At 54.5% G+C, this 26,077-nt stretch carries 26 protein-coding genes and 3 tRNA genes; 16 read left to right on the top strand and 13 right to left on the bottom strand.

The window, feature by feature from the left end:
* The first annotated feature begins 87 nt into the window (after window positions 1–87).
* The 3 genes from serC to aroA all read left to right on the top strand — a co-directional run bounded on the left by serC (window position 88) and on the right by aroA (window position 4,111).
* Window positions 88–1,173 (top strand): 3-phosphoserine/phosphohydroxythreonine transaminase, encoded by a 1,086-nt coding sequence (serC, locus tag ACLEIV_RS02410; protein WP_410455053.1) that lies wholly within the window; start codon window positions 88–90, stop codon window positions 1,171–1,173.
* Window positions 1,174–1,474: 301 nt separating this feature from the next.
* Entirely contained in the window at window positions 1,475–2,575 is a 1,101-nt protein-coding gene (hisC, locus tag ACLEIV_RS02405; protein WP_410455052.1) for a histidinol-phosphate transaminase, read from the top strand.
* 249 nt (window positions 2,576–2,824) lie between these two features.
* Window positions 2,825–4,111 carry a 3-phosphoshikimate 1-carboxyvinyltransferase gene (gene aroA / locus ACLEIV_RS02400; RefSeq protein WP_410455051.1) on the top strand — a complete coding sequence of 429 codons (1,287 nt, stop codon included), beginning with the start codon at window positions 2,825–2,827 and terminating at the stop codon, window positions 4,109–4,111.
* A 194-nt stretch (window positions 4,112–4,305) separates the two neighbouring features.
* Here the strand turns inward: aroA and ACLEIV_RS02395 are convergent, their stop codons facing one another.
* Window positions 4,306–4,698, bottom strand: coding sequence for a MerR family transcriptional regulator (locus ACLEIV_RS02395; protein WP_104487676.1), 393 nt, complete (start codon window positions 4,696–4,698; stop codon window positions 4,306–4,308).
* A 144-nt stretch (window positions 4,699–4,842) separates the two neighbouring features.
* On the opposite strand from ACLEIV_RS02395, the gene ACLEIV_RS02390 reads away from it, so the two are divergent.
* On the top strand, window positions 4,843–5,337 hold the full coding sequence (locus ACLEIV_RS02390) for a hypothetical protein (RefSeq protein ID WP_410455050.1): 495 nt from the start codon (window positions 4,843–4,845) through the stop codon (window positions 5,335–5,337).
* On the opposite strand, the gene ACLEIV_RS02385 is transcribed toward ACLEIV_RS02390, so the two are convergent.
* The 4 genes from ACLEIV_RS02385 to ACLEIV_RS02370 all read right to left on the bottom strand — a co-directional run bounded on the left by ACLEIV_RS02385 (window position 5,318) and on the right by ACLEIV_RS02370 (window position 7,522).
* A complete protein-coding gene (locus ACLEIV_RS02385) occupies window positions 5,318–7,135 on the bottom strand; it encodes an EAL domain-containing protein (protein ID WP_410455049.1) in 1,818 nt (605 codons plus the stop codon). The genes ACLEIV_RS02390 and ACLEIV_RS02385 overlap by 20 nt on opposite strands.
* Window positions 7,136–7,240: 105 nt before the next feature.
* Window positions 7,241–7,316: transfer RNA gene (locus tag ACLEIV_RS02380), tRNA-Asn, on the bottom strand.
* Window positions 7,317–7,343: 27 nt separating this feature from the next.
* Window positions 7,344–7,419, bottom strand: a tRNA-Asn gene (locus ACLEIV_RS02375).
* Window positions 7,420–7,446: 27 nt separating this feature from the next.
* Window positions 7,447–7,522: transfer RNA gene (locus ACLEIV_RS02370), tRNA-Asn, on the bottom strand.
* 1,030 nt (window positions 7,523–8,552) lie between these two features.
* Between ACLEIV_RS02370 and phbB the strand changes: the two genes are divergently transcribed.
* From phbB to glnS, 5 genes are all read left to right on the top strand, one after another.
* Window positions 8,553–9,305, top strand: coding sequence for an acetoacetyl-CoA reductase (gene phbB / locus ACLEIV_RS02365; protein WP_410455095.1), 753 nt, complete (start codon window positions 8,553–8,555; stop codon window positions 9,303–9,305).
* A 68-nt stretch (window positions 9,306–9,373) separates the two neighbouring features.
* Entirely contained in the window at window positions 9,374–10,582 is a 1,209-nt protein-coding gene (locus tag ACLEIV_RS02360) for an acetyl-CoA C-acetyltransferase (RefSeq protein WP_410455048.1), read from the top strand.
* Between the two features lie 42 nt (window positions 10,583–10,624).
* Window positions 10,625–10,960, top strand: coding sequence for a phasin family protein (locus ACLEIV_RS02355; protein WP_410455047.1), 336 nt, complete (start codon window positions 10,625–10,627; stop codon window positions 10,958–10,960).
* A gap of 112 nt (window positions 10,961–11,072) precedes the next feature.
* On the top strand, window positions 11,073–12,857 hold the full coding sequence (gene phaC, locus ACLEIV_RS02350; RefSeq protein ID WP_410455046.1) for a class I poly(R)-hydroxyalkanoic acid synthase: 1,785 nt from the start codon (window positions 11,073–11,075) through the stop codon (window positions 12,855–12,857).
* Between the two features lie 219 nt (window positions 12,858–13,076).
* On the top strand, window positions 13,077–14,738 hold the full coding sequence (glnS, locus tag ACLEIV_RS02345) for a glutamine--tRNA ligase (protein WP_410455045.1): 1,662 nt from the start codon (window positions 13,077–13,079) through the stop codon (window positions 14,736–14,738).
* Window positions 14,739–14,810: 72 nt separating this feature from the next.
* Here glnS and fur read toward each other — a convergent pair whose 3' ends face one another.
* Window positions 14,811–15,248 (bottom strand): ferric iron uptake transcriptional regulator, encoded by a 438-nt coding sequence (gene fur / locus ACLEIV_RS02340; RefSeq protein WP_410455044.1) that lies wholly within the window; start codon window positions 15,246–15,248, stop codon window positions 14,811–14,813.
* A 172-nt stretch (window positions 15,249–15,420) separates the two neighbouring features.
* Between fur and ACLEIV_RS02335 the strand changes: the two genes are divergently transcribed.
* Together ACLEIV_RS02335 and ACLEIV_RS02330 are read left to right on the top strand one after the other, a co-directional pair.
* Window positions 15,421–15,888, top strand: coding sequence for a DUF4442 domain-containing protein (locus ACLEIV_RS02335; RefSeq protein ID WP_410455043.1), 468 nt, complete (start codon window positions 15,421–15,423; stop codon window positions 15,886–15,888).
* 131 nt (window positions 15,889–16,019) lie between these two features.
* Window positions 16,020–16,262, top strand: coding sequence for an LPP leucine zipper domain-containing protein (locus ACLEIV_RS02330; RefSeq protein WP_104485520.1), 243 nt, complete (start codon window positions 16,020–16,022; stop codon window positions 16,260–16,262).
* A 69-nt stretch (window positions 16,263–16,331) separates the two neighbouring features.
* Here ACLEIV_RS02330 and ACLEIV_RS02325 read toward each other — a convergent pair whose 3' ends face one another.
* From ACLEIV_RS02325 to ACLEIV_RS02305, 5 genes are all read right to left on the bottom strand, one after another.
* Window positions 16,332–17,237 (bottom strand): L,D-transpeptidase family protein, encoded by a 906-nt coding sequence (locus ACLEIV_RS02325; RefSeq protein WP_410455042.1) that lies wholly within the window; start codon window positions 17,235–17,237, stop codon window positions 16,332–16,334.
* A gap of 106 nt (window positions 17,238–17,343) precedes the next feature.
* Complete coding sequence (fldA, locus tag ACLEIV_RS02320) at window positions 17,344–17,871, bottom strand: flavodoxin FldA (protein WP_410455041.1); 528 nt, start codon at window positions 17,869–17,871, stop codon at window positions 17,344–17,346.
* Between the two features lie 46 nt (window positions 17,872–17,917).
* Window positions 17,918–18,202 (bottom strand): LexA regulated protein, encoded by a 285-nt coding sequence (ybfE, locus tag ACLEIV_RS02315; RefSeq protein ID WP_410455040.1) that lies wholly within the window; start codon window positions 18,200–18,202, stop codon window positions 17,918–17,920.
* Between the two features lie 3 nt (window positions 18,203–18,205).
* On the bottom strand, window positions 18,206–18,427 hold the full coding sequence (locus ACLEIV_RS02310; RefSeq protein ID WP_410455094.1) for a DUF2788 domain-containing protein: 222 nt from the start codon (window positions 18,425–18,427) through the stop codon (window positions 18,206–18,208).
* 56 nt (window positions 18,428–18,483) lie between these two features.
* The gene (locus ACLEIV_RS02305; RefSeq protein WP_410455039.1) at window positions 18,484–19,251 is read right to left on the bottom strand and encodes an alpha/beta fold hydrolase; all 768 of its coding nucleotides are present in this window, start codon (window positions 19,249–19,251) and stop codon (window positions 18,484–18,486) included.
* 133 nt (window positions 19,252–19,384) lie between these two features.
* Here ACLEIV_RS02305 and seqA point away from each other — a divergent pair, with 133 nt between their 5' ends.
* The 4 genes from seqA (at window position 19,385) to ACLEIV_RS02285 (ending at window position 24,183) form a co-directional block, all read left to right on the top strand.
* Window positions 19,385–19,888, top strand: a complete 504-nt coding sequence (gene seqA, locus ACLEIV_RS02300; protein WP_410455093.1) for a replication initiation negative regulator SeqA — start codon at window positions 19,385–19,387, stop codon at window positions 19,886–19,888.
* 57 nt (window positions 19,889–19,945) lie between these two features.
* Window positions 19,946–21,589 carry a phosphoglucomutase (alpha-D-glucose-1,6-bisphosphate-dependent) gene (gene pgm / locus ACLEIV_RS02295; protein ID WP_410455038.1) on the top strand — a complete coding sequence of 548 codons (1,644 nt, stop codon included), beginning with the start codon at window positions 19,946–19,948 and terminating at the stop codon, window positions 21,587–21,589.
* Window positions 21,590–22,055: 466 nt separating this feature from the next.
* Window positions 22,056–23,087 (top strand): succinylglutamate desuccinylase, encoded by a 1,032-nt coding sequence (gene astE, locus ACLEIV_RS02290; protein WP_410455037.1) that lies wholly within the window; start codon window positions 22,056–22,058, stop codon window positions 23,085–23,087.
* A 232-nt stretch (window positions 23,088–23,319) separates the two neighbouring features.
* Entirely contained in the window at window positions 23,320–24,183 is an 864-nt protein-coding gene (locus ACLEIV_RS02285; RefSeq protein WP_410455036.1) for a hypothetical protein, read from the top strand.
* Window positions 24,184–24,255: 72 nt separating this feature from the next.
* Here the strand turns inward: ACLEIV_RS02285 and ACLEIV_RS02280 are convergent, their stop codons facing one another.
* Window positions 24,256–25,038, bottom strand: coding sequence for a nucleoside-binding protein (locus ACLEIV_RS02280; RefSeq protein ID WP_410455035.1), 783 nt, complete (start codon window positions 25,036–25,038; stop codon window positions 24,256–24,258).
* A gap of 162 nt (window positions 25,039–25,200) precedes the next feature.
* Window positions 25,201–25,749 carry an HPP family protein gene (locus ACLEIV_RS02275; protein ID WP_410455034.1) on the bottom strand — a complete coding sequence of 183 codons (549 nt, stop codon included), beginning with the start codon at window positions 25,747–25,749 and terminating at the stop codon, window positions 25,201–25,203.
* Window positions 25,750–25,866: 117 nt separating this feature from the next.
* Here ACLEIV_RS02275 and ACLEIV_RS02270 point away from each other — a divergent pair, with 117 nt between their 5' ends.
* Complete coding sequence (locus ACLEIV_RS02270) at window positions 25,867–26,076, top strand: hypothetical protein (protein WP_410455033.1); 210 nt, start codon at window positions 25,867–25,869, stop codon at window positions 26,074–26,076.
* The last annotated feature ends 1 nt before the right edge of the window (window position 26,077 follow it).

Below are 26,077 nucleotides of genomic sequence, written 5' to 3'. Positions count from 1 at the left end.
AAACGATAGGGTCGTGGTGATAATAAATGGTGCCGGCATCATGCGGCCGTTTTATCGATTATTTAGCGTATAGGTAACTCAGGGAAAATGGAGAAGATGGTTTATAACTTCAGCGCAGGTCCGGCCATGTTGCCGGTCGAGGTCATGCAACAGGCTCAGGCCGAGTTTCGCGATTTTAACGGTCTGGGTGTGTCGGTGATGGAACTTAGCCATCGCGGCGCCGACTATATGGCTGTGGCGGCCCAGGCCGAGCAGGATCTGCGTGACTTGATGCAGGTACCGGACAATTACAGGGTGCTGTTTCTGCAGGGGGGTGGCCGTGGTCAGTTCGCCGCCGTGGCGCTGAACCTGATGGGCAAGAATGCCAAAGCCGATTACATCGTCACCGGTCAGTGGTCCAAATCCGCGGTGGCAGAAGCGGAAAAGGTCGGCAAGGTGCGGGTGTTGGACGGTTTTGCAGCCGCCGAAAACGGCCCGCGTGCGCTGGCTGACAAGTGGGATTTCGACCCGACGGCCGCCTACGTACATTACTGCCCGAATGAAACGGTTGAAGGCATCGAATATCACTTCGTGCCCGACACCGGTGAGGTGCCGCTGATCGCGGACATGTCTTCGACCATTCTGTCTCGTCCCGTCGATGTCAGTAAATTCGGCCTCATCTATGCCGGCGCCCAGAAAAACATCGGCCCGTCCGGCCTGGCGGTAGTGATAGTGCGTGAAGACCTGCTCCAGCAGGCCTGTCCGCATACCCCGGCCATCATGGATTACGCGGCCATGGCCAAGGCCGATTCCATGCTGAATACTCCGCCGACCTACGGTTGGTATCTGGCCGGGCTGGTATTCCAGTGGCTGAAGCGCCAGGGCGGCCTGGAAGCCATGGGTGAGCGCAACAAGGCCAAGGCCGAGCTGCTGTACAACTATGTGGATGCCAGCGATTTTTACGGCAACAATGTGCACCCGGAGACTCGTTCTTGGATGAATATTCCGTTCCAGCTGAAAGACGACAGCCTGAACGAAGCCTTTCTGGCGCAAGCCAAGGCCGAAGGGCTGTTGGCGCTGAAGGGCCACCGTATTGTGGGCGGCATGCGTGCCAGCCTGTACAACGCCATGCCCATCGAAGGAGTGCAGGCACTGGTGGCCTTCATGGACAAGTTCGCCAAGCAGCACGGTTGAAATATTAAGTAGTTGGCTAGTTTTGTTGTTTCACAGCTCAAGAGGTAACAGGGCTACCTCCTCCGACACGCCATAGGCTAAGGCCATCTTCGCTTGGTAACGGCTGCGAATATTCACTGGATATTCGGTCCGTGACCAAGCTTGATGCAGGCAGCAAGCTGCCCCCTGGGGGCTTAGCACATGCCATCCCTGGCATGTGATGGTCGGCTGAGGTAATCCCTGTTATCTTCTTCTTTACGTCTGAAACGCCTGTTAACGACATGAACAGAACTGCGTATTAAACCAGTATGAAGGAGTCACTGTGAGTATTGATTATCTGGCCCTGGCCAATGCCGGGGTAGAGAAGTTACATCCATATCAGCCGGGCAAGCCGGTGGAAGAGCTGGAGCGCGAGCTCGGCATCAGCAATAGCGTCAAGCTGGCGTCCAACGAAAACCCCATGGGACTGGGCCCCAAGGCCAAAGCCGCCATCGAGCAGGCGCTGCCGGAGCTGGCGCGCTATCCGGATGCCAACGGTTTTGCCCTGAAGACGAAGCTGTCCGAGAAGCTGGGGGTCAACACCAACCAGCTGATCCTGGGCAATGGCTCCAACGAACTGATTGATCTGATTTATCACACCTTCGTCTCGCCCGGTCAGCAGGTGGTCTTTTCCCAGTACACCTTTATCGTGTACGCCATGGCCACACAGGCCCACGGTGCCGAAGCGATAGAGGTGCCGGCCAAAGACTTCGGCCATGATCTGGATGCCATGGCGGCGGCCATTACCGATCAGACCAAGCTGGTGTGCATTACCAACCCTAACAACCCGACCGGTACCTTCTTGAGCCAGGCCGAGCTGTCTGCCTTTCTGGCCCGGGTGCCGGAGCGGGTACTGGTGGTGCTGGACGAGGCCTATACCGAGTATGTGGCCGACGATGAGCGGCATCCGTCCATCGACTGGCTGGCGCAATATCCCAACCTTATCGTGTCCCGTACCTTCTCCAAGGCCTATGGCCTGGCGGGCCTGCGGGTCGGTTACATGGTGGCTCACCCCGAACTTATCGGCGTGCTGAATCGGGTACGCGAACCTTTCAACTGCAACAGCCTGGCACTGGCGGCGGCGGAAGCGGCGTTGGGCGATGAAGCGTACCTGTCCGAGGCGGTCACGCTTAACCGGCGGGAAATGGCACGCTACGAAGCCTTCTTTCAGCAGCAGGGTCTGCATTATGTACCGTCTCGCGCTAACTTCATTACCCTGGACTTGCAGCGTGATGCGGCTCCTGTGTATGAGGCGCTGCTGCGTGAAGGGGTGATAGTGCGCCCCATCGCTGGTTATGGCTTGCCGACCTGTCTGCGTATCAGCATCGGGCTGGAGCAGGAAAACCAGCGCTGCATGGACGCCCTGGCCAAGGTGCTGGGTTAAACATTACTCAGCCTCAAGCGGGAAGTAATAGCCTCTCTTGCCGGCCCGAGTCTATACGGAAGATCTCATTAGCCGCTGTGGGATCTCTCCGTTAAAACGGGCCTGGTAACGGCGGTGACAGGCCTGACTCTTTGTCCTTTACGCCTCACACTTCACCAAGAGGCTAGTAGTAAGCTTGCCCTGATGCATCAGCCCTGTTAACGTCTAGACAGCCTCAGTTTTTGTTTACCTCGTATCTCCAGGAATCATATGGAAAGCCTTAAATTATCACCTATTGCCCGGGTGGAGGGCAGTGTCAATCTGCCCGGATCCAAATCTGTTTCCAACCGGGCGCTGCTGCTTGCCGCTCAGGCTCAGGGCACGACTCATCTGACCAACTTGCTCGACAGTGACGACATTCGTTACATGCTGGATGCGCTCAAGATCCTCGGGGTGCAGTATGAGCTGTCGGAAGACAAAACCGAGTGTGTCGTGCACGGCCTGGGTCGCGCTTTCAGTGCCAACGAGCCGGTGTCACTGTTTCTGGGCAATGCAGGTACCGCCATGCGACCGCTGTGTGCCGCGCTCTGCCTGGGCACAGGTGAATTTACCCTGACCGGCGAGCCACGCATGTGGGAAAGGCCCATCGGGCACCTGGTGGAGGCCCTGCGAGAAGCAGGGGCGGATATCAGCTACCTCAAGACCGACGGTTATCCGCCGGTGTTTATCAATGGTAAGGGTCTGTGGGGCGGTGATGTTTATATCGACGGCTCCGTGTCCAGCCAGTTTCTGACCGCTTTTCTGATGGCCGCGCCCATGGCGTCCGGTGATACCCGCATTCATATCAAGGGCGAGCTGGTATCCAAGCCCTATATCGACATTACGCTGCATACCATGCGCCAGTTCGGGGTCGAGCTTGAGCATGACGATTACCAGACCTTCTATATCAAGGGTAATCAGACCTATATGTCGCCGGGGCACTTTCTGGTGGAAGGGGATGCCTCATCGGCTTCCTATTTTCTGGCGGCCGGAGCCATCAAGGGCAAGGTGCGGGTGACCGGTATCGGTCGTGACAGCATTCAGGGCGATATTCGTTTTGCCGATGTGCTGGAAGCCATGGGTGCCAAAATCACCTGGGGTGAGGATTTTATCGAAGCAGAGCATGTGGCACCGCTACAGGCGGTAGACATGGATATGAACCATATTCCCGATGCGGCCATGACCATTGCCACCACGGCGTTGTTTGCCGAGGGAACGACCCGCATTCGCAATATCTATAACTGGCGGGTGAAGGAAACCGATAGGTTGTACGCCATGGCGACCGAGCTGGCCAAGTTGGGTGTCGAGGTGGAAGAGGGAGAAGACTACCTGGTGGTCATACCGGCGGATCAGCTGCAGGAGGCCGAGATTGCCACCTATAACGATCACCGTATTGCCATGTGCTTCTCGCTGGTGGCCTTGAGCGATACGCCTGTGGTGATCCTGGATCCCAAGTGTACCTCCAAGACGTTTCCCGATTACTTCGACAAGCTGGCCAGTATCAGCCACAGCGAGTAAGCCCGATATGACTGCTAGCCCCGCCAATGCGGGGCTTTTTTGAGCCATAAGCCGTAAGCGATCGGCGGCTCACCATCGTCAGCTGGTAATGCGGGGCGCCTTCGTCATCCGCATCCAGGGTATTTCACAACCAACATCTCACCTGCAAGTACGGCTGATAGCCCACAGATTCATTCTACTTACAGCTGACAGCTTTAATGGTGTTTCATTTTTTCCAGGGTTTCCCGAGCCTTGATATCGGCGGCGTCCAGCTCGGCGAGCACCTTTTCTATGTCTTCCTGCTGTTGCCGCAGACTGGCACGCTTTTCTGCAATCATGGCGACCATGGAGTGCAGCTGAGGGCGGGAGCGGTGCTCGGCATCGTAGAGCTCGAACAGTTCCCGCATTTCTGCCAGGCTGAATCCCAGTCGCTTACCACGAATGGTGAGTGCGAGCCTGATCCTGTCCTTGTGGCTGTATATGCGGGAGTTGCCTTTTCGTCTTGGGGTCAGTAGCCCCAGCTCTTCATAGTGACGCAGGGTACGGGGCGTAATGTCGAACTCGTCGGCCAATTCAGAAATATTATAGGTCACTTCCTTATTGGGCATGACGATGACTCCTTGCTTTACTATTAACGGGGATACAACTGAGGAGCAGACCTTACACTCATATGCAGGGGCTGTGAAGCCCGACTTTTGACTCGTGGTGGTGATTACGCCAAGATGGTCGTTTGTGGCAACAATGGAGGCGGTGTGTTTATTTTCAAGGCGCAAGATGTACGGGGCGGGCAGGCTGAAATTCGCATCCAGGCACTCGACTGGAGTGAACGGGGTGAAGTCGGCTTTAGCTGCAATAGCGATTCGCTGGCGGTGTTGCTGTTATCAGGCTGTCGCTCCGGCAAGGGTTTTTTTGAGCTGTTGGCGGGTACCAAGCCGATGTATGTAGAGCAATGGCTGGAATATTTGCAGGAGGAGGGGAGCCTCAGTCAGGTTGAAGTGAGTATTCATAGCCCTCTCGAATCCGGATATGCCGAACTCTGTGGGCTGGACTCGGAACAATTGAAAACGCTGCTGGATCTGGTCTATCAGGTGGGTGGGTTCAATCGTTTGCAAATCATGCGTTATCTTAAGCATCGTCACAGCTCGGCGACCATGTCTACGCGCTACAATCCGGACGAGATCAAGCGTTATCGTCATCTGGGTGAGCTCATCAACCAACTGATCCGTTTTAAATCGCCAGCACCTTGAAGGTGTCGAGGTCACAGGGTCTGGCCACCAGATAGCCCTGGATACCATCGATATGCATGGACTCCAGTAGTTGCTTTTGTCCCGCCGTCTCGACCCCTTCGGCAATGACATGGCAGCCCATGCGCTGTGCCAGGTCGACTACCATGCGCACAAATTGCTGGTTGGTGCTGTCTTCTTCCAGCTGCCTTACTAACCGGCCGTCAAGCTTGATATAGTCGGGCTTCAGTTCTTTCAACAGGCGAAAAGAGCCATAACCATGGCCGAACCGGCTGACCGCCGAGCGGGCGCCACAACGGCGAATCATCTCCAGTAATCGCTTACCGGTAACCCGTTGGTGCTGCAGTATCTGCTCATCCAGCTCAAACACCAGACTGGCACTCATTTCTCTGTTACGCAGTAATACCCGCTCAAGCCAGATCAAGAATGAACTCTGCTGCAGGCTCGCGGGCGTCAGGTTGATAGCCCAGCGTTGGCCGTGTACGGCTTTGCGTTCTATCTTTTGCAGAATCATTTCGATTATTTTTTGTTCAAACAGCATCGACATATTCAGCCGCTGCAGCATGGAAAATACCGTAGTGGCCGGGTAGGTGCCTCCTTGTTCATTGGGGAAGCGGGTGAATATTTCGTTATAGCCGGGCATGGTCAACCTGCGGATTTGGGCGGGCTGTGCCTGCAGCAGAATCTTGTCTTCGGTCAGCATGCTTTGCAGTCGCTGACGCCACTGGCTTTCACCCACCTCTTCATCATCATTGCGTTTCAGAACCAGGCTCCAGCTATTGGGCTCACTGCTCTGGGACTGGGCCAGCGCCAGGTCGGCTCTGATCAATACCTGTTCCGAGGATTGTCCCGGCAGCAGTTGGGTGAAACCGATATAGGCGGCACAATCCAGCTCGTGTACATGTTGATAATGATACAGCTCTTGATTCAACTGAGTGCCAAGGCGTTCGGCCAGTGGCTCACATTGTCCCTTGGCCAACACCGCTATATCGGTACCACTGATACGATAGGCTCTGGCACCCAGCACCGGCAAAATGGCTTTACGTACCAGTCTGACGATATCCTGCAGGTATTGATCACCAGCCTGAAATCCGTGCTGAATATTAATACTCTGCAAGGTGCTGGCGCGAACTATCATCAGGGAAGCGGTGGCCAGTTTGTTTTCATCATTTAGCATCAGATCGAGGTCACGACGAAAGGCATAACGGTTGCCGAGATTGGTCAGGCTGTCTTGATAGCTTTGCTGTTGTGCGGTATCCAGCTGTTGCTGCAGATCTTCTATTTGTCTGCCGTAACTTTGATGCAGGCTGATAATTCCCAGTTCGATCGGATCACTACTGCCGACATGGCCCACCTCGGGATCGAGCAGCAGAGACTTGAAATAGTGTTTCTTGTTTTCCTCATCTTTACGTTTGCGCCGATACAGAGCGGTAAAAATAAGCAGGGTAGTCAGTGACAGGGCCACAGAAAGCTGCAGCCACTGCATCGTGGCCGGTTTGGTATCGAGTCGATAAAATACCGTCGTCTGCCCCATTATCTGTTGATGACTGGCGGAGATCCGGCCAAACCACCAGGCCGGACTACCGGCGGCAAGAGGTTGTTTTGTAGATAGTTCTGCCATGCCGGGCAGTAGGAAAGCAGAGGACTCAGCGGCGGTTATCTGCGCCAGGCGATCACTTATCTGCTGTTCTTGATACTGCAGGGCACTGTAACTGGCCCACCAGGGAAGCAGTATGCTTAACAAGATAATAATGAAGCCTGACAGCAGCAGAGTCTGACCAAAGGGACGAGTTTCCCGCATAGTCATGATCCTTATGAAAACGGGGTATCAGATAGATAAGATGCAGCTGAGGAGCCGATGCTCAGGATGTATCATGAGCCAGCGTTGTTGAAATGACAAGAGAAATGGCTCCCCCTGCTGGACTTGAACCAGCGACATACGGATTAACAGTCCGCCGTTCTACCGACTGAACTAAGGGGGAACAATTTTTAACCTTTTACCCGGAAACTGGCTCCCCCTGCTGGACTTGAACCAGCGACATACGGATTAACAGTCCGCCGTTCTACCGACTGAACTAAGGGGGAACAATTTTTAACCTTTTACCCGAAAACTGGCTCCCCCTGCTGGACTTGAACCAGCGACATACGGATTAACAGTCCGCCGTTCTACCGACTGAACTAAGGGGGAAGAGGCATTGCTTGAATGCGAGGCGCATGGTAATGGCTGCCCTGGGAGCTGTCAACACTCAAAATCACTTTGTCAGTGAAATCAGTTTGTTTGCTGCAAGAGTATGCTAAAACGGGTGAAATCTGCATCGGTTGATGTAAAGAAGGCCGCCAGACTTGGTACGGGGTCAGTCGTTGTCGGTTGTCAGGAGATCCGAAGCCCCGTCACCGGTTATGAGGTACCACTATATATATAAGATAAGACTTCTGTCCGGACGTTGTCATCGTCATGGGTAATGGCTCCAGGCCAGAGCGTCCGCTTACCCCGGGAGCCGACACTCCTGGGCTGTGGGGGCAACAATATCTGCTATATCACAAGTCAGCCTTGACCGGATTGACATAACAGCATGGTTTTTGTGGCCGAGGGTATAAGGGAGGCATGGTTTCGACTGTCCGTTGACGAAGCAGGCCGAACAGGTTTGGAGTGACAGCACTACTTTTGTAAATCTTCGTTAAGTAATATCGCATAAGCAATGTGGAAATTTTGACCGCATGGCTTAGCGGCGTTAACTGGGGATTAGCATATACCCAGATAAATTATGTCGAGTTACTGACTTTTCAGGACTTCTTATGAGCCACTTGTTTTGACAGAGAACCGAAAGGGCGTAGTTTAGAAAATTTGAAATTAGGCGCCTGTGCATGTGTATATCAGGGCGTAATAAAAGGTATATACATATAGCAGATGTTATTTAATGCCAGTATGAGTAGTTTTTTTATCTGCCCTCTGGTTTTTTGTGGTTTTTTGTCTTGCGCTTGCATCTGTTCTTAGCGTCTAATTTTTTTTTGTGACTTTGATGAAAAACAAACCCAAGTTAATTTATTTGTCATGAAAACAGGCTTATAGTAGACGCACAACGTTGGCGCAAGCCCCCGAGTGTAAAGTCGGTTTTTTTGTGTTTATTTAATGGAGTATGAACACCGCGCCTTCAATTTTTTAAGCTCAGTATGACACTGGTTTTTAATAATATAGAAACAAAACAAGGAGTGATTTGATGACGGATAAGAAAATTGTGCTGGTTACTGGTGCTGCTGGCGGAATAGGTACAGAAGTGTGTCGTTTGTTCTTAAATAATGGATACCGGGTTGTAGCGACACATCGTCCGGGTAAAGAAAAAGAAGAACAGGCCAAGCAATGGCTGCAGGAAGAAAAGCTGGATGGTAGCGATGTTCAGCTACTGGCGCTGGATGTCAGCAACCACAAGGCCGTCAGCGAAGTGTTGCCGGACGCCCTGCGCACACTGGGCCGTATCGATGTGCTGGTAAACAATGCCGGTATCACCCGTGATTCTACTTTCAAGAAGATGTCATGGGAGCAGTGGCAGCAGGTTATGGAAACCAACCTCAACAGCCTGTTCAGCGTGACACAGCCGATATTCAACCTGATGTGTGAACAGGGCAGTGGCCGTATTATCAATATCTCTTCAGTCAACGGACTGAAAGGTCAGTATGGCCAGGTAAACTATTCGGCCGCCAAAGCCGGCATGATTGGCTTTACCAAGGCGCTGGCTGCAGAAGGTGCTCGTTTTGGCGTTTGCGTTAACGCCGTCGCCCCTGGTTATACAGCAACCCCTATGGTTACTGCCATTCGTGAAGATGTGCTGGACTCAATTAAAGCGACCATTCCCATGAAGCGACTGGCAACCACAGAAGAAGTGGCCGGTGCCGTTTTATATTTGGCGGGTGAACACGGCGGTTACGTTACAGGTGAAACGCTGTCGGTCAATGGCGGCCTTTACATGCAGTAAAGCATGTTAACGAGCATGTAAGAAGTCTAATTCCCCTGTATTTGTTATTTAAAGAGTGAATATAACTTATGGCTGAATCTGTATACATTGTTGCGGCAAAACGCACCCCCATTGGTAGCTTCTGTGGTGCACTGAAAACCATTCCTGCGGCCGAGTTGGCCGGTATTGCCATTAAAGGCGCCCTGGCCCAGGCCGGACTTTCGGCCGAGCATGTGAACGAAGTGATCGTCGGCAACGTGATTAGCGCAGGCCAGGGTATGGGCATTGGCCGTCAGGCCGCCCTGGCCGCGGGTATTCCGGTTGGCGTTCCTGCTTACAGTCTTAATATGGTTTGTGGCAGTGGCATGAAGACACTGATGGATGCCTGCGCCCACATCAAGGCCGGTGATGCCGATGTGGTGGTGGCTGCCGGTTGTGAAAACATGTCGCAGATTCCTTTCGTGGTGAAAGGTGATCTGCGTAATGGTCACAAGATGGGTGACATGGCGCTGTCCGATCTGCTGATCAACGACGGTCTGACCGATGTATTCAATAAATATCACATGGGTGTGACCGCCGAAAACGTGGTAGCACAGGAAAATATCAGCCGCGAACAGCAGGATGCTCTGGCCGTTGCCAGCCAGGCGAAGGCGGTGGCCGCCATCGAAGCGGGTCATTTCAAGGCCGAAATCGTGCCGGTAGAAGTGAAAACTCGCAAGGAAACCCTGACGGTTGATACCGATGAGTATCCCAAGGCCGGAACCACTACCGAGTCTCTGGCGCGTTTGCGTCCGGCGTTCAAGTCCGACGGCTCTGTCACCGCCGGTAACGCTTCCGGTATCAACGACGGCGGCAGCGCCATTATCGTGGCCAGCAAGGCGGCGGTAGAAAAGTATGGCCTGACGCCACTGGCAGAAGTAGTCAGCTATGGTCAGGGCGGCATTAACCCCGACATCATGGGCCTGGGTCCGGTTCCTGCCATCGAGCAGGCACTGACGCGTGCCGGTCTCACTCTGGCACAGATGGAGCGGCTGGAGCTTAACGAAGCCTTCGCCGGTCAGGCGTTGGGCGTGGTCAAGCAATTGTCCGGTAAACACGACATCGCCGAGCAGGCGTTACTGGAAAAAACCAATATCAATGGTGGCGCCATCGCCCTCGGCCACCCGCTGGGCGCTTCCGGTAACCGTATTCTGGTGACTTTGCTGTATGAACTGCAGCGCAGTAACAGCGAGCTTGGTCTGGCCTCACTGTGCGTCGGTGGCGGCATGGGCACGGCCGTGGTGTTGAAGCGGGTTTAATTGGGTCTTGTTATTGGCTTCTTTATATTTGAGGAACGAGTTATGTACACGAATATTTTCCAGAACTTTAACGAGCACTCCGAAAAAACCTTTGCCCCTCTGCTGAAGTTCAATCAGCTGGTCGCCAAGAATTTCACCGATCTGACCAATCTCCAGCTGGACGCCGCTCGTCAGTATGCGGATATCGGTCTGTCTCAGCTACAGGCAGGCACTCAGGTGAAAGATGTGCAGGATCTGGTGAGCTGTGGTTCCAAGCAGTTGGAAACCATGACCCGAATCAGCCAGCAGATGGTAGAAGACGGCAAAAAACTGGCCGAGCTGACGCAGGAATTCAAGTCCGGTCTGGAAACTCTGGCGGCAGACGCACAGAAAAAATAAAGTCTGTTAAGGGTTACCCCTTCAGCTAGTACATATTGCAGGGAAGGGGCTTGGCGGCTCCTTCCCGTTGTCGTTGCTGTTGGGTAGGTGCAACTTCTATCAGGGAAAGGCAATGCAACAAAATACGTTTAGCGGTAATGATCCCATAGGGCAGTTTTTTCACTGGAATGAAACCATGTGGTCCGATATGCAACGCTCCCGGCTGGGTGATAACCCGGTCAGCCAGGCGTTATCGCACGTCAATTCCGAAGATCTGAAGGTCTTTTACCAGGCGGTTTCAACCAATCCGATGCGACTGCTCGATATGCAGATGCAGTGGTGGCAGGGCCAGTTGGCTATCTGTCAGAACAGCATGGTCAAGGCGATGGATAACAGCACCGAAAGCCTGGTGCAGAATCCACCAGGTGATCGTCGCTTCCAGCATCATTCCTGGAAAGACGAGCCACACTTCGATTTCATGCGACAGTCTTATCTGCACTTTGCCAAGTCACTGGTCGAGATGCTGGAAGTGGTGGAGGGCGTACCGGAACCGGTTCGCCAACGGTTGGCTTTTACTTTCCGCCAGACCATCAATGCGCTTGCACCGACCAACTTCATCTGGAGTAACCCGGAGCTGTTGCAGCGCACCCTGGAAGAAAAGGGCGCCAATCTGGTCAAGGGTATAGAGCTGTTTCAGGAAGATATGGCGGCCAGTGCCGATCTGCTGAAAATCCGCATGACCCGCCAGGGTGCCTTCACTTTGGGACAGGATCTGGCCACCACGCCGGGTGAAGTGGTGTTCAGAAATGATATTTTCGAGCTGATCCAGTACGGCGCCAGTACCGAGAGCGTACATCAGACCCCCTTGCTGGTGATACCGCCCTTTATCAACAAATTCTATATTCTGGATCTTAAAGAGCAGAATTCGCTGGTTGGTTGGCTGCGTGATCAGGGACACACCGTCTTTATCATGTCCTGGCGCAACCCCGGCAAAGATCAGGCCAGTATCGGCTTTCCGGATTTGATCCATTCCGGCACCATGGAAGCCATTCGTGTCATCGAGCAAATCACCGACGAGAAAGAAGTTAACGCCCTTGGTTATTGCATCGGCGGCACCTTGCTGGCCTCTACCATGGCGCTGTATGCGGCACGGCGTATGAAACCCCGCGTGAAGAGCGCCACCTTTCTTACTACGTTGCTGGACTTTACCCAGCCTGGTGAGGTCGGGGTCTTCATCAACGATACCGTGGTTAGCGCCATCGAACAGATGAACGAGACCCAGGGCTTCTTCGATGGCCGGCAGATGGCGGTGACCTTCAGTCTGTTACGGGAAAACAGCCTGTACTGGAACTATTACATCGATAATTATCTCAAGGGAGAAGAGCCTTCGGACTTCGATATCCTGTACTGGAACAGCGACAGCACCAACCTGAGTGCGGCCTGTGCCCGTTTCCTGCTGCGCGAGCTGTATCTTAACAATCGCTTGAGCCAGTCCGGAGAGGTCAAGATTGGTAATTTTGGTCTCGATCTGGGTAAGATCAAGACGCCGAGTTACTTCCTGTCTACCAAGGAAGATCATATCGCGCTGTGGGACGCGACCTTCGGTGGCTCTCGTTTGCTCGGTGGTGAGACGACTCTGGTACTGGGGGAGTCCGGTCATGTGGCTGGCGTGGTCAATCCTCCGCACAAGAACAAATACGGCTACTGGCTCAGTGACGCCGACTTCGACAGCCCGGATCAGTGGTTGGCTTCGGCCAGGCGGGAGGCGGGATCATGGTGGACACACTGGCAGCAGTGGGTGACTCCTCATCTGGGCGATAAACAGGTACCGGCCCGCGCGGTGGGCTCTGAAGAATATCCCGGCCTGATGCCGGCCCCGGGTCAGTACGTGCAACAGACGCTGCCGGTTGAGGAGTAAGACGGAACTGCAGGCGGTGTGATTAACATCGTCTCTGTCATGCAGTTAACGGGATGGGCGTAGGCTCATCCCGTTTTGTATTCAACTGGTGGTCATTTCGCCAGCATCCGGCTTTTTGGTTGGCAAAACCGGTTATTCCTGCTCTGGCTATTGAGCAGCGGGCGGAGATCATGGATCATGGAGGTTTGATTATGTCATTCCCACGTTCGAGGTGCATGAATGAGTCAGGCGGACCATCGTCCCAGCAATTTTATTCGTCAAATCATTGATGAAGACTTAGCCAGTGGCAAACATCAGTCGGTGCAGACCCGCTTTCCACCCGAGCCGAATGGATATCTGCATATTGGCCACGCCAAATCCATCTGTCTGAATTTCGGTATTGCACAGGATTACCAGGGACACTGTAATCTGCGTTTCGATGACACCAACCCGGAAAAAGAGAGCGTCGAATACGTCGAGTCGATTCAACGCGATGTGCAGTGGCTAGGCTTTGCATGGAGTGGCGATATTCGCTATTCCTCAGACTATTTCGACCGGTTGTACGGTTATGCCGTTGAGTTGATCGAGAAAGGTCTGGCCTATGTCGACGAACTGACCCCCGAGCAGATCCGCGAGCATCGCGGTACCCTGACCTCACCGGGTCGCAGCAGCCCTTATCGGGATCGACCGGTTGAGGAAAACCTGAGCCTGTTTACCCGCATGCGTAACGGTGAGTTTGCGGAAGGGACTGCCTGTCTGCGGGCCAAAATAGACATGGCGTCACCCTTTATGGTGCTGCGTGACCCCGTGCTGTACCGGGTGCGCTTTGTCCATCATCACCAGACCGGTGACAAGTGGTGCATCTACCCGATGTATGACTTCACCCACTGTATTTCGGATGCCATCGAAGGCATCAGCCATTCGTTGTGCACCCTGGAGTTCCAGGATAACCGTCGCCTCTATGACTGGGTGCTGGACAACATCAGCATCGAATGTCACCCGCGTCAGTACGAGTTTTCCCGGCTCAATCTGGAATATACAGTGATGTCCAAGCGTAAGCTCAACCAGCTGGTGGCCGAAGGTCACGTCGAGGGTTGGGATGATCCGCGTATGCCGACCATCTCCGGCTTGCGCCGCCGCGGCTATACACCGGCTTCCATCCGCGAGTTCTGTTTGCGTATCGGTGTGACCAAGCAGGATAACACGGTGGAAATGGGCATGCTGGAAGCCTGTATTCGGGACGATCTGAATGACAATGCGCCGCGCGCCATGGCGGTATTGCGACCGGTGCGGCTGGTGATTGAGAACCTGGCCGAGGATCATGAAGAAATTCTGGTGGCACCTAAACATCCCAGCAAACCGGAAATGGGCACCCGCGAGCTGCCCTTTACCCGCGACATCTACATAGATGAAGCAGACTTCCGCGAAGAAGCCAACAAGAAGTACAAGCGATTGGTGCTGGGCAAGGAAGTGCGGTTGCGTAATGCGTATGTGATCAAGGCCGAGCGGGTAGAAAAAGACACTGACGGGAACATCACCACCATTTTCTGCCGCTACGATCCCGATACCCTGGGTAAGGATCCGGCCGATGGCCGTAAGGTCAAGGGCGTGATCCACTGGGTGTCGGCCCGTCGTGGGGTGCCTGCCGAGGTGCGTCTGTATGACCGGTTATTCAATGTGCCCAACCCGGGTGCCGCCGACTCCTTTGAACAGGCGTTGAATCCGGGTTCGTTGCAGGTGCTGAGCGGCGCCGTGGTTGAACCGTCATTGTGTCAGGCCGAGCCTGAACATGCGTTCCAGTTTGAGCGTGAAGGCTACTTCTGCCGGGACAGCAAGGCAGAAGGCGTGGTGTTCAACCTGACGGTGGCACTGCGTGATTCCTGGGGCAAGGAAGAGGGCTAAGGCGCCCTCATTCATCCCGGGCATAAAAAAGCCGCAGTTTACTGCGGCTTTTTTAATCTTGATGGTTGCCCATTACTTGTTTTCATCATTATGGCTGCACTCATCGTTCAGGCAGTGCCCATACAGATAGAGGCTATGATTGGTCAGCTTGATATTGTATTGAGCGGCAATATCACGCTGGCGCTGTTCTATGGTCTCGTCGTGAAACTCGATGACCTTGCCGCAGTCGAGGCACACCAGATGATCATGGTGTTCCTGGGTGGCCAGTTCAAAGACCGATTTTCCGCCTTCGAAATGATGGCGGGCTACAATACCGGCGTCATCAAACTGATTCAGTACTCGATAGACGGTGGCCAGGCCAATCTCTTCACCCTGATCAATCAGTAGCTTGTACAGATCTTCCGCACTGACGTGCTGGGTTTCGGGTTGTTGCAGCAACTCAAGAATCTTCACGCGGGGGAGCGTGACTTTGAGGCCTGCTTTTTTCAGAGCTTGATTATTGTCAGCCATAAGAATAATGTTTCGCATTTCGTTTGATTATTGCTTTTATTGTGCTTGTTCCCGCCCTTAAAGGCAACCGCAATCTGGCTCGGCCCCCTGTCATGGGAATGGCCAAGAAACCTGCCCATTCCTGTTTATCTTTGTTAGTATCTGACGCAGTTAAACTGGTCGGATGAGATTGATGAAGCAGATATTTTCCCACCCTCGATTGCTGAAAAAACTCTTCAACTGTTGGCCCCCCTTCTGGGGGGCCGGTATCCGTATCGAACAGCTCAGTAGTGATTACAGTTACTGCCGGATTGGGCTGGTCCTGCGCTGGTGGAATAAAAATGCCAACGGCACCCAGTATGGTGGCAGCCTGTTCTCGATGACGGATCCTGCCTACTCGATGTTATTGATGGCGTTACTGGGTCCGGATTATCGGGTGTGGGACAGAGCCGCGAGTATTACTTTCTTCAAGCCGGGCAGGGGGCGGGTTTATGCTGATATTCATTTGAGCCGAGAGCGGCTGGATGACATACTTGATGCGACCGCAGGCGGCGATAAATATTTTCCTCGCTTCCGTATCAATATCGTGGATGAGCAGGGAAACCTGGTCGCCGAGGTTGCTCGCACCTTATATGTGCGTAAAAAATGTACAAAAAGATGATATATCAGGATCTTAAGCAAAATTTCCTACTGTCATGACTTATAAAATAATTTGCGATAAGCAGGGAACTTCGTCCATACTTAGCTTGCCTAAGTGGTCTTTTTGACTCCCATACAAACAAGGAGCTTGTAATGCGTAATAAAATGATGTTGGTTGGTGGTGTTGTTGGTACTCTGCTGTTGGCAGGTTGTAGCTCTACCGATGCACTGGAAACCAAAATGGACAGCCTGGCCCAGGACGTACAAGCCGTTCAACAAGGCCAGCAAATGAACTCTGCCAAGATCGATCGTCTGGCTGCCGACGTTGCCGAAGCCCGTGCTTCTGCCGATCGCGCCAACTCTCGTCTGGATCAGATGGGCCGTTACACCAAGTAATTTGGTGGTACGGAAAAAAAAGCCTGGCTTACGCCAGGCTTTTTTATATCTGCTATCTCGTGGCGGGACTTATGGTAACTGTCCTACCAGTTGCGGCATGCCTTGCTGGTTGCGGATGACCTGTTCAATCAGCTGCCGGTCTGCTCCCTGTTCCAGCAGCGGCATCAGCGCCGTCATATCCAGCGGTCGCTCATCGGCCAGACCTTCGGGCGTCAGTGGCTCGTGGGCTTCAACAAAGGTCTGACCGTATTGATCGGTACTGACCTTGAGTGCCTGATTAACAACCTGCACCTGGGTGCCGCTGTCGACCTGGGCAAACAGCCATTCCACATGTTCAGGGTACATACGGATACAACCGGCGCTGGCACGCAGGCCGACATCCAGCGGGTCATTGGTGCCGTGGATCAGATATTCACCGCTGCCGTAAGCCAGACGCATGGCATACTCACCCAACGGATTATCAGGCCCTGCCGGAACCACTGCCGGCAATGGCAGCCCCTTGGCCTCATACTCGCGACGAGTATTGGCGGTGGGCGTCCAGGTCGGATTCTTTCGCATCTGACTGATACGAGTGATCATCTCTGGTGTCGCCCGGCCGACCCGGCCGATACCGATGGGAAACACATAAACTTCACTACCCTGCTCCGGGTAGTAGTAGAGGCGCAGCTCGGCGAGATTGATGACGATGCCTGTGGTTTCTGCCCGGGGCAGTAATAGCTGGTTGGGGATCACTATCTCTTGCCCCGGCTTCAGCAGAAACAGATCCTGCTCCGGGTTGGCAGCCAGCAGCAATATGGGGCTGACCCCGTAATAGCGTGCCAGACTGGCCAGGGTGTCACCTTCCTGAGCGGTGTGCAGCAATATCTGCCCTACCGGCTGGCCTCTGTCTTCCGGCAGAGGGAACGGATTGATGTTGGCCTGGGCCAGTGCCGCCGGCAACAACAGTATCAACAGTAAAACACTTAACCTTTTCATCTGTGTTCTCTTGAGTGTGTTTGGGTGATTGAATCACGATCATCCAATCTGGGATACAAAAAAGGGACGCGCCTGCCGCGTCCCTTAGTAGACCTGAGAAACCGGCTTAAGCTTCCAGTTCCTTCAGGCACATTTCTTCATATACCTGTTTGCACCAGTCTTTTACCCGGCTCTGAGTCAGCTCGGGCTGGCGATCTTCGTCGATGCCCAGGCCAATGAAGTTGGCGTCGTCCACCAGGGCGCGCGAGGCTTCGAAGTCGTAGCCTTCGGTCGGCCAATGGCCAACGATAATAGCGCCCTTGGGCTCGATGATTTCACGCAGAGTGCCCATGGCATCGAGGAAATATTCGGCGTAGTCTTCCTGATCACCACAACCGAACAGCGCCACCAGCTTGTCGTTGAAGTCGATGTTCTCCAGCTCCGGGAAGAAGTCGTCCCAGTCAGCCTGGGATTCACCGTAGTACCAGGTCGGAATACCCAGCAGCAGCAGATCGAAACCGGCGATATCCTCTTTGGTGCTCTTGGCGATGTCATGCACCTCGATCAGCTGTTTGCCCAGCTCTTTCTGGATCATCTTGGCCACGGCTTCGGTATTGCCGGTGTCACTTCCAAAAAACAGACCTACACTTGCCATAATAATGCTGTACCTGTCGAAAATGTGGGTGGTCAGGCCGCCGGGCCTAATTGCTGCCCTGCTGTTCAAGCTGTTGCAACAGCAAGGCCTGGATCAATTCGGCCCGGCTGAGCTGTTGCTCTGCGGCCAGTAAGTTCAATCTGCTCAACAAGTGTTCGTCCACTTTCAGCTCTATGCGCCGAAGACCGCGTTCGCGATCGCGCCTGAGCTGATTGCGCTTGTTGAGTTTGAGTTGGGCTTCCCGGGGCAGGGGATTGGTCTTGGGCCTGCCGCGCCGGCGTTCGTCGGCGAACAAGTCCAGCGTGGTTCTGTCTGTATCTTGTTTGGCCATGAATTAACCGACACCGCCTCCTTCCCAGACGGCCTCTATAATGCCCTTGGCCACAAAGCCGGCACAGCCCAGAAACAGGACTGCCCAGACGATGTAACGACCAAATATGGGCACTTTGCCCCGTTTGAGTACATCCTGAATAGCCAGTCCGATCAACAGGAATATCGCCACGAAAAACAGCTTGAGACCGAGGCTTTCCAGTAGCTCGATTTGTTCCAATGACATCATGTTGTCCGACCCTGTAAATTGAGCGCCACTATATCACAAAGGATTTGAGCCTGTTAACTGGCCGCGGCCAGGAAATCCAGCACCAGTCGATTGAACAGCAGGGGCTTTTCTGCATGCAGCCAGTGGCCGGTTCCCGGTATTACCTTGGCCCTGGCCTGGGGAAATTGCTGCGCAACCTGGGGCTGATGTTCGGGCAGCAGATAGTCGGACTCGCCTCCTTTGATAAACAGAACCGGGCCTGGATAAGGCTGGCTGACTCCGGGCCAGCTCATGATGTTGCGATAATGGCTGAATAATACCGGCAGGTTGAAGCGCCAGGGATCGGCGCTGTCGGGGACAAAGGATTTCAACAGAAACTGACGAACCCCGGCGAGCTTCACATGGTGGCTCAGCACCTCGTCGGCGGTTTTTCGGTCACGGCAACCGGCTTCGGTCACGGCCTGCAATCCCTTGAATACCTCATCATGGCGGGCCTGGGTATAGGCCACCGGTGCTATGTCGGCTACCACAAGCCCACCAATGGCGGCAGGGGCCAGACCGGCCGCCATCATGGCAACCTTGCCACCCATGGAATGCCCGATCAGGATAGGACGTTCGAGTTGCAGCTGCTCGCTCAGGCTCAGAATGTCTTCGGCCATGTCGTGATAATGCATCTGTTCACTACGCGGTGACAAACCGTGATTGCGCACATCCACGGCGATAACGTCGAAGTGCTCGGACAGTGACTTGCTGAGCCCGTTCAGGTTATCCAGGCTGCCGAACAGACCGTGGATCACGATCACCGGTCGGCCTTGCCCCTGGCGGCGAAAATTCAGTTGCATGTGTATTTCCAGACGAGGAATCAAGGCCGATATTGTTGCCTGCCGATGCCGACGGTGCAACCCGCTTGGGCCTGTGGTCTACGCCATGTATAATCAGGCTCCGTCATTGGGAGTGGACATGCCAGAAAACATGATGAAAACCATAGAGGTGGATGAAGATCTTTATCGTTATATTGCCAGCAACACCCGGCATATCGGTGAAAGTGCCTCGGATATATTACGGCGCCTGTTGAAACTGGACGCGATAGCGGCTAATCCACGGGAGCCTGCCGCGCCGGCTGCGCCCGTTGTAGAGGCGGGTCGGGGTGTGGAGCAGATGCTAACTGGTGGTGAGTTGGCGGAGCAGGAGTCTGCCATCGACCGTTTTATGCATATTCTGTCGGTGCTGTATCGAGAAAATCCGATGGCGTTTGCTCAGGCCAGCGATATCAAGGGACGCAAGCGGATTTATTTTGCCGACGACGAAGCGGCACTGTTGGCCAGTGGTAATACCACCAAACCCAAGGCCATCGAAGGCAGCCCTTACTGGGTGATAACCAATACCAATACCGGTCGCAAACGCAATATAGTGGCCCAGCTGATGGCGGCCATGGGCTACCCCCACGGATTGATCGAGCGCGTGTGTCACAGCATCTAAAACAAGCGTAAGCAAAAGGACCATGGTTATGGGCATAGATATGAGCACAGATCTGTTATGAGCACACACCCCAGAGCCGGGATGCCGGCCAACGCCGCCGAACTGGTGAATGTTCCCCGGCTGATGTCGGCTTATTACCAGCTGAAGCCCGACGTCGGCCAGGCGGCGCAGAGAGTTGCCTTCGGTACCTCGGGTCACAGGGGGTGCGCGCTGGATCTGAGCTTTAACGAACGGCACATCCATGCCATCTGCCAGGCTATTGCCGAATACCGCCGGCTGCAGGGGCTGACTGGCCCCCTGTATCTGGGCATGGATACCCATGCCCTGTCGGAAGCGGCCTGGGGGTCGGCGCTGGAAGTACTGACGGCAAACGGGGTGCAAGTCAGAATTCAGCCGGAGCGAGGCTATACGCCGACGCCGGTGATTTCTCATGCCATTCTCAATCACAACCGAGCCCATCCCGACGCTCTGGCGGACGGCATAGTGATCACCCCGTCTCATAATCCCCCCCGCGACGGCGGCATCAAATACAACGGCGCCGACGGTGGCCCGGCATCCAGCGAGGCAACCGGCTGGATTCAGGACAGGGCCAATGCCCTGATTGCCGCGCAAGGGGTGGGTATTCGCACCCAGCCGCTGCCGGCGGCGCTGGCGCTGGCGGTGCCCTTCGATTATATCGACCACTATGTCGCGGAACTGGGTGAGGTGGTCAACCTGGTCGCCATTCGCGAGGCCGGCATTCGCATCGGCATCGATCCGCTGGGGGGCGCCGGCCTGGCCTACTGGCCCCATATCGCCGAACGCCATGGCCTGGATATTACCGTGGTCAACCCATGTCAGGAGCCGACCTTTTCCTTCATGCCCCTGGATCATGACGGCAAGATCCGCATGGACTGCTCCAGCCCCTACAGCATGGCCAACCTGCTGGCGATGAAGGACGACTTCGATATCGCCTGCGGCAATGATCCCGATTACGACCGCCATGGTATCGTCGACCCCGGCGGCCTGATGAACCCCAATCATTATCTGGCGGTGTGTATTCATTATCTGTTCACCCACAGGCCGGACTGGTCGCCGACTCTGGCGGTGGGCAAGACCCTGGTGTCTTCCTCGATGATCGATCGGGTGGCGGCCCGGCTGGGACGCCGGCTGATGGAAGTGCCGGTCGGCTTCAAGTGGTACGTCAGGGAGCTGATGGATGGTCAGCTGGGCTTTGCCGGGGAAGAAAGTGCCGGAGCTTCCTTTTTAAGGATGAACGGCGACGTGTGGAGTACCGATAAAGACGGCTTTATTCCTTCATTGCTGGCGGCGGAAATACTGGCGGTTACCGGACTGACGCCGCACCGCTATTATACGCAACTGGTGGCCGAACTGGGGCAGCCGGTGTATCGCCGTGTCGATGCACCCGCCACCCTTGGTCAAAAACAGGTGCTGGCGAAGCTGGACGCCGCTGCCATCGATGCCGACACCCTGGCCGGAGATCCCATTATCGCTCTCTTGACCCATGCTCCCGGTAACGGGGCCGCGATTGGCGGGCTCAAGGTCGTGACCGAGCAGGGCTGGTTTGCAGCACGGCCCAGCGGCACCGAGCAGGTCTACAAAATCTATGCCGAAAGTTTTAGGGGCGAGGCTCACCTCGACACCCTGATCCGGGAGGCACAGGAGCTGGTCGGTGCCACTTTTTCCAAAGCCGGCGTTTAACCCGTCAGTTCACACGACACGCCGCTGGTAAATGACACTCACCCTTGCAGCCTTCTGCGAACATTCATCGGATGTTCGGCCAGGCTGCAACCGTTCGGCACGGCGAGACAAGTTTGTCTCGCCGGGGGCCCGGAAAGGCCATCAGACCGTTTTTCATGGCAATCGGATCGCATGTGGAGCGTCACCAGGAAGTGCTCGCGCGCGTCGGCGGAACGGGCCCTTTGATCGGGGGTATTATTTTTCAGACGCTTCGCCGTCCCTGATGATGCATAAGAATGCAGTAGTGTCGTTCTTGAATGCATTAATTAGCACCATTTTTGCCAGTTTAAATCATCCCTCCTCAGCCTCAGCCCCATTTTCATCCGTGTAAATGGGCACACGTCATGACATCACTAGACTTTACTGCTGAAATCAGGTTTTATCACCACGTGATATTTCGCTGTTATTGGTTTTATTGGAGGTAAATATGAACGGAAGCCGGCTCGATGATTTTTTAGCGCTTAGTAGATCAAACCCCTGGGAGCTTGCTCCTTTTCAGGAATCATTGCCCGATGGCAGCCAGATTCAGGTATGGGATACCGGAGTTCTGTGTATCGAGCCGGCGGTACCGGGTAACCGGGATCTGGTGCTGTCTTCTGGCATACACGGCAATGAAACCGCGCCCATCGAGCTGTGTGAGCGTTTGTTGAAGGCCATTCTGAGCGGTCATTTACCTTGCCGGCAGCGACTGCTGTTCATCTTCGGCAATCCGGCGGCGATGAATCTGGGCGTGCGGGAAGTGGAAGAAAACCTGAATCGGCTGTTTTCCGGCGCCCATGCCCGGGGAGATAAGCGTAATCACGAGCGTGAGCGGGCGGCTCGGCTGGAGCAATACGTCACGCGTTTTTTTCAGGCCCGGGATGGCGCCGAACGACTGCATTATGATCTGCACACCGCGATTCGACCGTCGGCATACGAGAAATTCGCCATCTACCCCTTCACCCACGGCGCGCCTTATAGCCGCAGTCAGCTGGCCTTTTTATGTAGCGCCGGGGTCGACACCATACTGTTGGCCCATGGCCCGACTACCACCTTCAGCTATTTCAGTGCCCGGAACTTCGGCGCCCATGCCTTTACCGTGGAACTGGGCAAGGTGATGCCTTTTGGCCAGAATGACGCCAGCCGCTTTGCCGCCATCGAGCTCAATCTGGAACAGCTGATTAGCAAGCCCGACTGGCAGCCAGCTGCGATCGATCTCGGGCAGATACGGATATTCAGGGTGTGTCAGGAAATTATCAAACAGAGTGAACAATTCTGTTTTCATTTTGCCGATACGGTGGCCAATTTCAGTGCCTTTCCGGTCGGTACCCTGTTGGCCGAAGACGGTGAACAACACTGGTTTGTTCGTGAACCGGAAGAGGCGGTGGTCTTTCCCAACGCCGGAGTGGCCAGGGGGCAGCGGGCCGCGCTGATGCTCTCGGCTGCCGAGCTGACCGTCGACATGCTGGATGGAAGTTGAAATCGACGCGGTTTGGAACCAGAAAAACGGCCGGTGAAAAGGTGGGGCAGATCACGGATGTGGCAGAGTGTATAATATTTTTATGCTTTTTTGTGAACAAAATGTAGATTTATGGTGTCGGTCTGTGTAATTATTTTTGTGCTTAAGATTAAAGCGAAGGCACAACACTGACGCCGTTTAAATGAAGAATAATCAGGGCGTCATACTTCAAGAATGTGAGGGAATCACGAATATGAAGCAACTCAGCAAGCGCATTTTCACTGTCTCTGCCCTGGCTCTGGCCGTTTCCGCCGCCCCCCAGGTGAGCGCTGCCACCTGGTCCGATACCTATGTCGGCTATCGTTACGGCTCTGAGTTCACCGAGCCAAGTAACCCCAATGATGTAGAAAAACACATTCTGCAGCTGACCCACGCCAGCGGCTACGCCTACGGCCAGAATTTCTTCAACCTGGATATACTGCAGTCTGACGATATGGATCCGGCTAATGGTAGTGCCCGCGGCGAAGGCGACGGGGCATTGGAAGCCTATCTGACCTACCGCCATCAGCTGCATTTGGGCAAGGTGCTGGACAAGGATCTGAGCTTCGGTCCGGTCAAGGAAGTGGCGCTGAGTGCCGGCTTCGATCTCAACACCAAGAACACCCAATTTGCACCGCGTAAGCAGCTGTTGCTGGTAGGTCCGACCCTGAAGTTCGGCTTGCCCAAGGGCTTTGCCGATCTGAGTCTGTTCTATGCCTATGAGCGAAATCACTGTGGGGCCCCTTTCTGTCAACAGAGCGATATCAGCTTTGATCCTTACTATGTGATTAACCTGGCCTGGGGTGTTCCGTTTAACGCCGGCCCGGTACCGATGAAGTTCCAAGGCTTCGGTAACTATAATGGTGCCAAGGGTCAGGATTACAACTTTAATGAAACCAAGCCCGAAGTGCTGGTTCGTACTTCGTTGATGGTCGATGTGGGTCAGCTGGCGTTCAACAAGAGCAACACCCTGTGGGCCGGTGTCGGTTATGAATACTGGGACAACAAGTTCGGCAACCACGGTAAGCCGGGCGTCGATACTCGTGCGCCGACCTTTCAGATGGAATGGCATTTCTAAACCTGCATGACGGCTCCCGTTACGACGTTTAGGTTCAGGAGGGAGGACAGTGCTTGTCCTCCCGCTTGCTTATCAGAACCGCCAGACCGCCAGGCCCTGGACGGCACTTTCGGTAACGTCACTGCCGAACTTGTTGTGCCAGTACTGGTACTCTATGCCCACGAACAGCCGCTGGGGATCATTGAATAGGGTCTTGCCCAGGTCGTAACGCAGTTGAGGCTGAGCCAGGATATGGGCCTTGACCTTGTCACCAAATTCGTTGTCGCGGCTACCGATATATTCGACATGGCCTTCCAAGCTAAAATCATGGCTAGCGAAGGAGAAAGGGAAGGCCCAGGCGGTATCCAGCATCCAGCTGTTCCCTTCCTTGGGGGCGCCGCCGTTGGCCACACCGACGCTGTCATCGATATAGGCGGTGAGCAGGGTATTGAAGAAGGCGGCGCCGGGCACATCCAACGCAAGCTGAATGCCAGGAAGGTACTTGCGTATCTTGCTGTCTCCACCGGCATTGACCCCCATTACCAGGCCCACATCCTGCACCGGCCCGACGCTCAGATCGGCGCCGCTGATCTTGCCCAGACTGAAGTTGAAATAGCCCTCGCCGTACCAGTCTCGCCGACGTTGTCCGTCGTCCCAGTCGGAATAATCGATAAAGAAGAAGTTATCACCGTATTTCCAGCCACTGGCATGCTGCAGGGTATAGATATTGGTTGTCGACTTTTGCTCGGCATTGGCCCCGAATGGGTTTTGCTTGAGGTTGCCCAACTGGTAGTGGAGCTCAGTCGTGCTCCAGTCGGCGGCGAGGGCGGGGGTGGTGGCCATGGCCACCACCAGCGCTAAGGCGGTTTTATTCATCATGACTCCCTGTCATTTTTGTATTCATAGATGTGAATACAGGTAGTGGTAAAGGCCGGCAGGTTGTATCACCGTGGCAGCTCGGCAATGTTATCCAAATGTTACCTTTTGAGTCGTGAGGAAGATCACAATTCCTGATTTATTTCTATATGAAGATTCTTCTTATGAAGATTTACTGTTGTCAGCATAGGAGTCGGGGTTTGTCGGGGGACTATTATGTCTTTGGGTGGGAGCGGCTTTGGGGCCGAAGGGATAGCGGCGATGAGTGAAGATATAGTGATACAGGCTGGCAAAGCCGACCATGAAGAGGCTGCCGACCAGGGTAGGTACCATGAAGTCCTGCGGTGGCAGATGCGCACCGGACAGATAAATCAGAATCGGGTTGGCGCCCGCCGGCGGGTGCAGGGTGTCGGTCAATACCATCAGGGTGATGCCGAGGCCAAAGCAGGCGGCGAGGCCCAGCATGGGGTCGGGTATCAGCGCCATGCCGGCTACGGCAATGCCGGTGGTCAGCAGATGACCCAGTATCACGTTCTTGGGGCGAGACAGGGGAGCGGAAGGCAGCAGCAGCAGCAGCACCAGGGTCGCGCCCAGCGGCGCGCTCAGTACCATTAAATGGGCCCAATCTTTCAGATAGCTCAGTAAAATAACGGCGGCAAAGGCCGCCAATCCGGCGAGGGTGGCGTCGCGCAGTCGGTGTTTAAAGTGCATAGAACCTCGAAGATGAAACAGGTGGTATTGAACAACGGATTAAATTGTATTCAAGATGCATAAAAAATAAAAGATATGCCTGCTACGCTAACGTTATAACTTAGTGCCGGAGGCGATATGAATGAGCGTGAGTCATTACGCAAAGCCCTGTCCTGGTTGTTGGCACAGCCCCGGCTGGATCAAGAGACGATTGCCGAGGCAAGCCGGCATTTCGATCTGTCTCCGGTCGATGAGGAATTTTTGCACCGCTATTTTATCGAGGAACGGCGACGTCGGGCCAATGTTCAGTCAAAAAATACTCGAAGTGACGATTTAGGCAGCAGTTGAA

Source organism: Oceanisphaera submarina (assembly GCF_046521305.1).
GTDB classification, from domain to species: Bacteria; Pseudomonadota; Gammaproteobacteria; order Enterobacterales; family Aeromonadaceae; genus Oceanimonas; species Oceanimonas submarina.
Note: the sequence above shows the minus strand (reverse complement) of the source record. Positions and strands in the feature narration are given on the sequence as shown.

Excerpts from the sequence above, each read along its gene's own strand:
- serC (WP_410455053.1), top strand. The coding sequence starts at position 88 with ATGGAGAAGATGGTTTATAACTTCAGCGCAGGTCCGGCCATGTTGCCG.
- aroA (WP_410455051.1), top strand. The coding sequence starts at position 2,825 with ATGGAAAGCCTTAAATTATCACCTATTGCCCGGGTGGAGGGCAGTGTC.
- ACLEIV_RS02395 (WP_104487676.1), bottom strand. The coding sequence starts at position 4,698 with ATGCCCAATAAGGAAGTGACCTATAATATTTCTGAATTGGCCGACGAG.
- ACLEIV_RS02385 (WP_410455049.1), bottom strand. The coding sequence starts at position 7,135 with ATGCGGGAAACTCGTCCCTTTGGTCAGACTCTGCTGCTGTCAGGCTTC.
- phbB (WP_410455095.1), top strand. The coding sequence starts at position 8,553 with ATGACGGATAAGAAAATTGTGCTGGTTACTGGTGCTGCTGGCGGAATA.
- ACLEIV_RS02360 (WP_410455048.1), top strand. The coding sequence starts at position 9,374 with ATGGCTGAATCTGTATACATTGTTGCGGCAAAACGCACCCCCATTGGT.
- ACLEIV_RS02355 (WP_410455047.1), top strand. The coding sequence starts at position 10,625 with ATGTACACGAATATTTTCCAGAACTTTAACGAGCACTCCGAAAAAACC.
- phaC (WP_410455046.1), top strand. The coding sequence starts at position 11,073 with ATGCAACAAAATACGTTTAGCGGTAATGATCCCATAGGGCAGTTTTTT.
- glnS (WP_410455045.1), top strand. The coding sequence starts at position 13,077 with ATGAGTCAGGCGGACCATCGTCCCAGCAATTTTATTCGTCAAATCATT.
- fur (WP_410455044.1), bottom strand. The coding sequence starts at position 15,248 with ATGGCTGACAATAATCAAGCTCTGAAAAAAGCAGGCCTCAAAGTCACG.
- ACLEIV_RS02335 (WP_410455043.1), top strand. The coding sequence starts at position 15,421 with ATGAAGCAGATATTTTCCCACCCTCGATTGCTGAAAAAACTCTTCAAC.
- ACLEIV_RS02330 (WP_104485520.1), top strand. The coding sequence starts at position 16,020 with ATGCGTAATAAAATGATGTTGGTTGGTGGTGTTGTTGGTACTCTGCTG.
- ACLEIV_RS02325 (WP_410455042.1), bottom strand. The coding sequence starts at position 17,237 with ATGAAAAGGTTAAGTGTTTTACTGTTGATACTGTTGTTGCCGGCGGCA.
- fldA (WP_410455041.1), bottom strand. The coding sequence starts at position 17,871 with ATGGCAAGTGTAGGTCTGTTTTTTGGAAGTGACACCGGCAATACCGAA.
- ybfE (WP_410455040.1), bottom strand. The coding sequence starts at position 18,202 with ATGGCCAAACAAGATACAGACAGAACCACGCTGGACTTGTTCGCCGAC.
- ACLEIV_RS02310 (WP_410455094.1), bottom strand. The coding sequence starts at position 18,427 with ATGTCATTGGAACAAATCGAGCTACTGGAAAGCCTCGGTCTCAAGCTG.
- ACLEIV_RS02305 (WP_410455039.1), bottom strand. The coding sequence starts at position 19,251 with ATGCAACTGAATTTTCGCCGCCAGGGGCAAGGCCGACCGGTGATCGTG.
- seqA (WP_410455093.1), top strand. The coding sequence starts at position 19,385 with ATGAAAACCATAGAGGTGGATGAAGATCTTTATCGTTATATTGCCAGC.
- pgm (WP_410455038.1), top strand. The coding sequence starts at position 19,946 with ATGAGCACACACCCCAGAGCCGGGATGCCGGCCAACGCCGCCGAACTG.
- astE (WP_410455037.1), top strand. The coding sequence starts at position 22,056 with ATGAACGGAAGCCGGCTCGATGATTTTTTAGCGCTTAGTAGATCAAAC.
- ACLEIV_RS02285 (WP_410455036.1), top strand. The coding sequence starts at position 23,320 with ATGAAGCAACTCAGCAAGCGCATTTTCACTGTCTCTGCCCTGGCTCTG.
- ACLEIV_RS02280 (WP_410455035.1), bottom strand. The coding sequence starts at position 25,038 with ATGAATAAAACCGCCTTAGCGCTGGTGGTGGCCATGGCCACCACCCCC.
- ACLEIV_RS02275 (WP_410455034.1), bottom strand. The coding sequence starts at position 25,749 with ATGCACTTTAAACACCGACTGCGCGACGCCACCCTCGCCGGATTGGCG.
- ACLEIV_RS02270 (WP_410455033.1), top strand. The coding sequence starts at position 25,867 with ATGAATGAGCGTGAGTCATTACGCAAAGCCCTGTCCTGGTTGTTGGCA.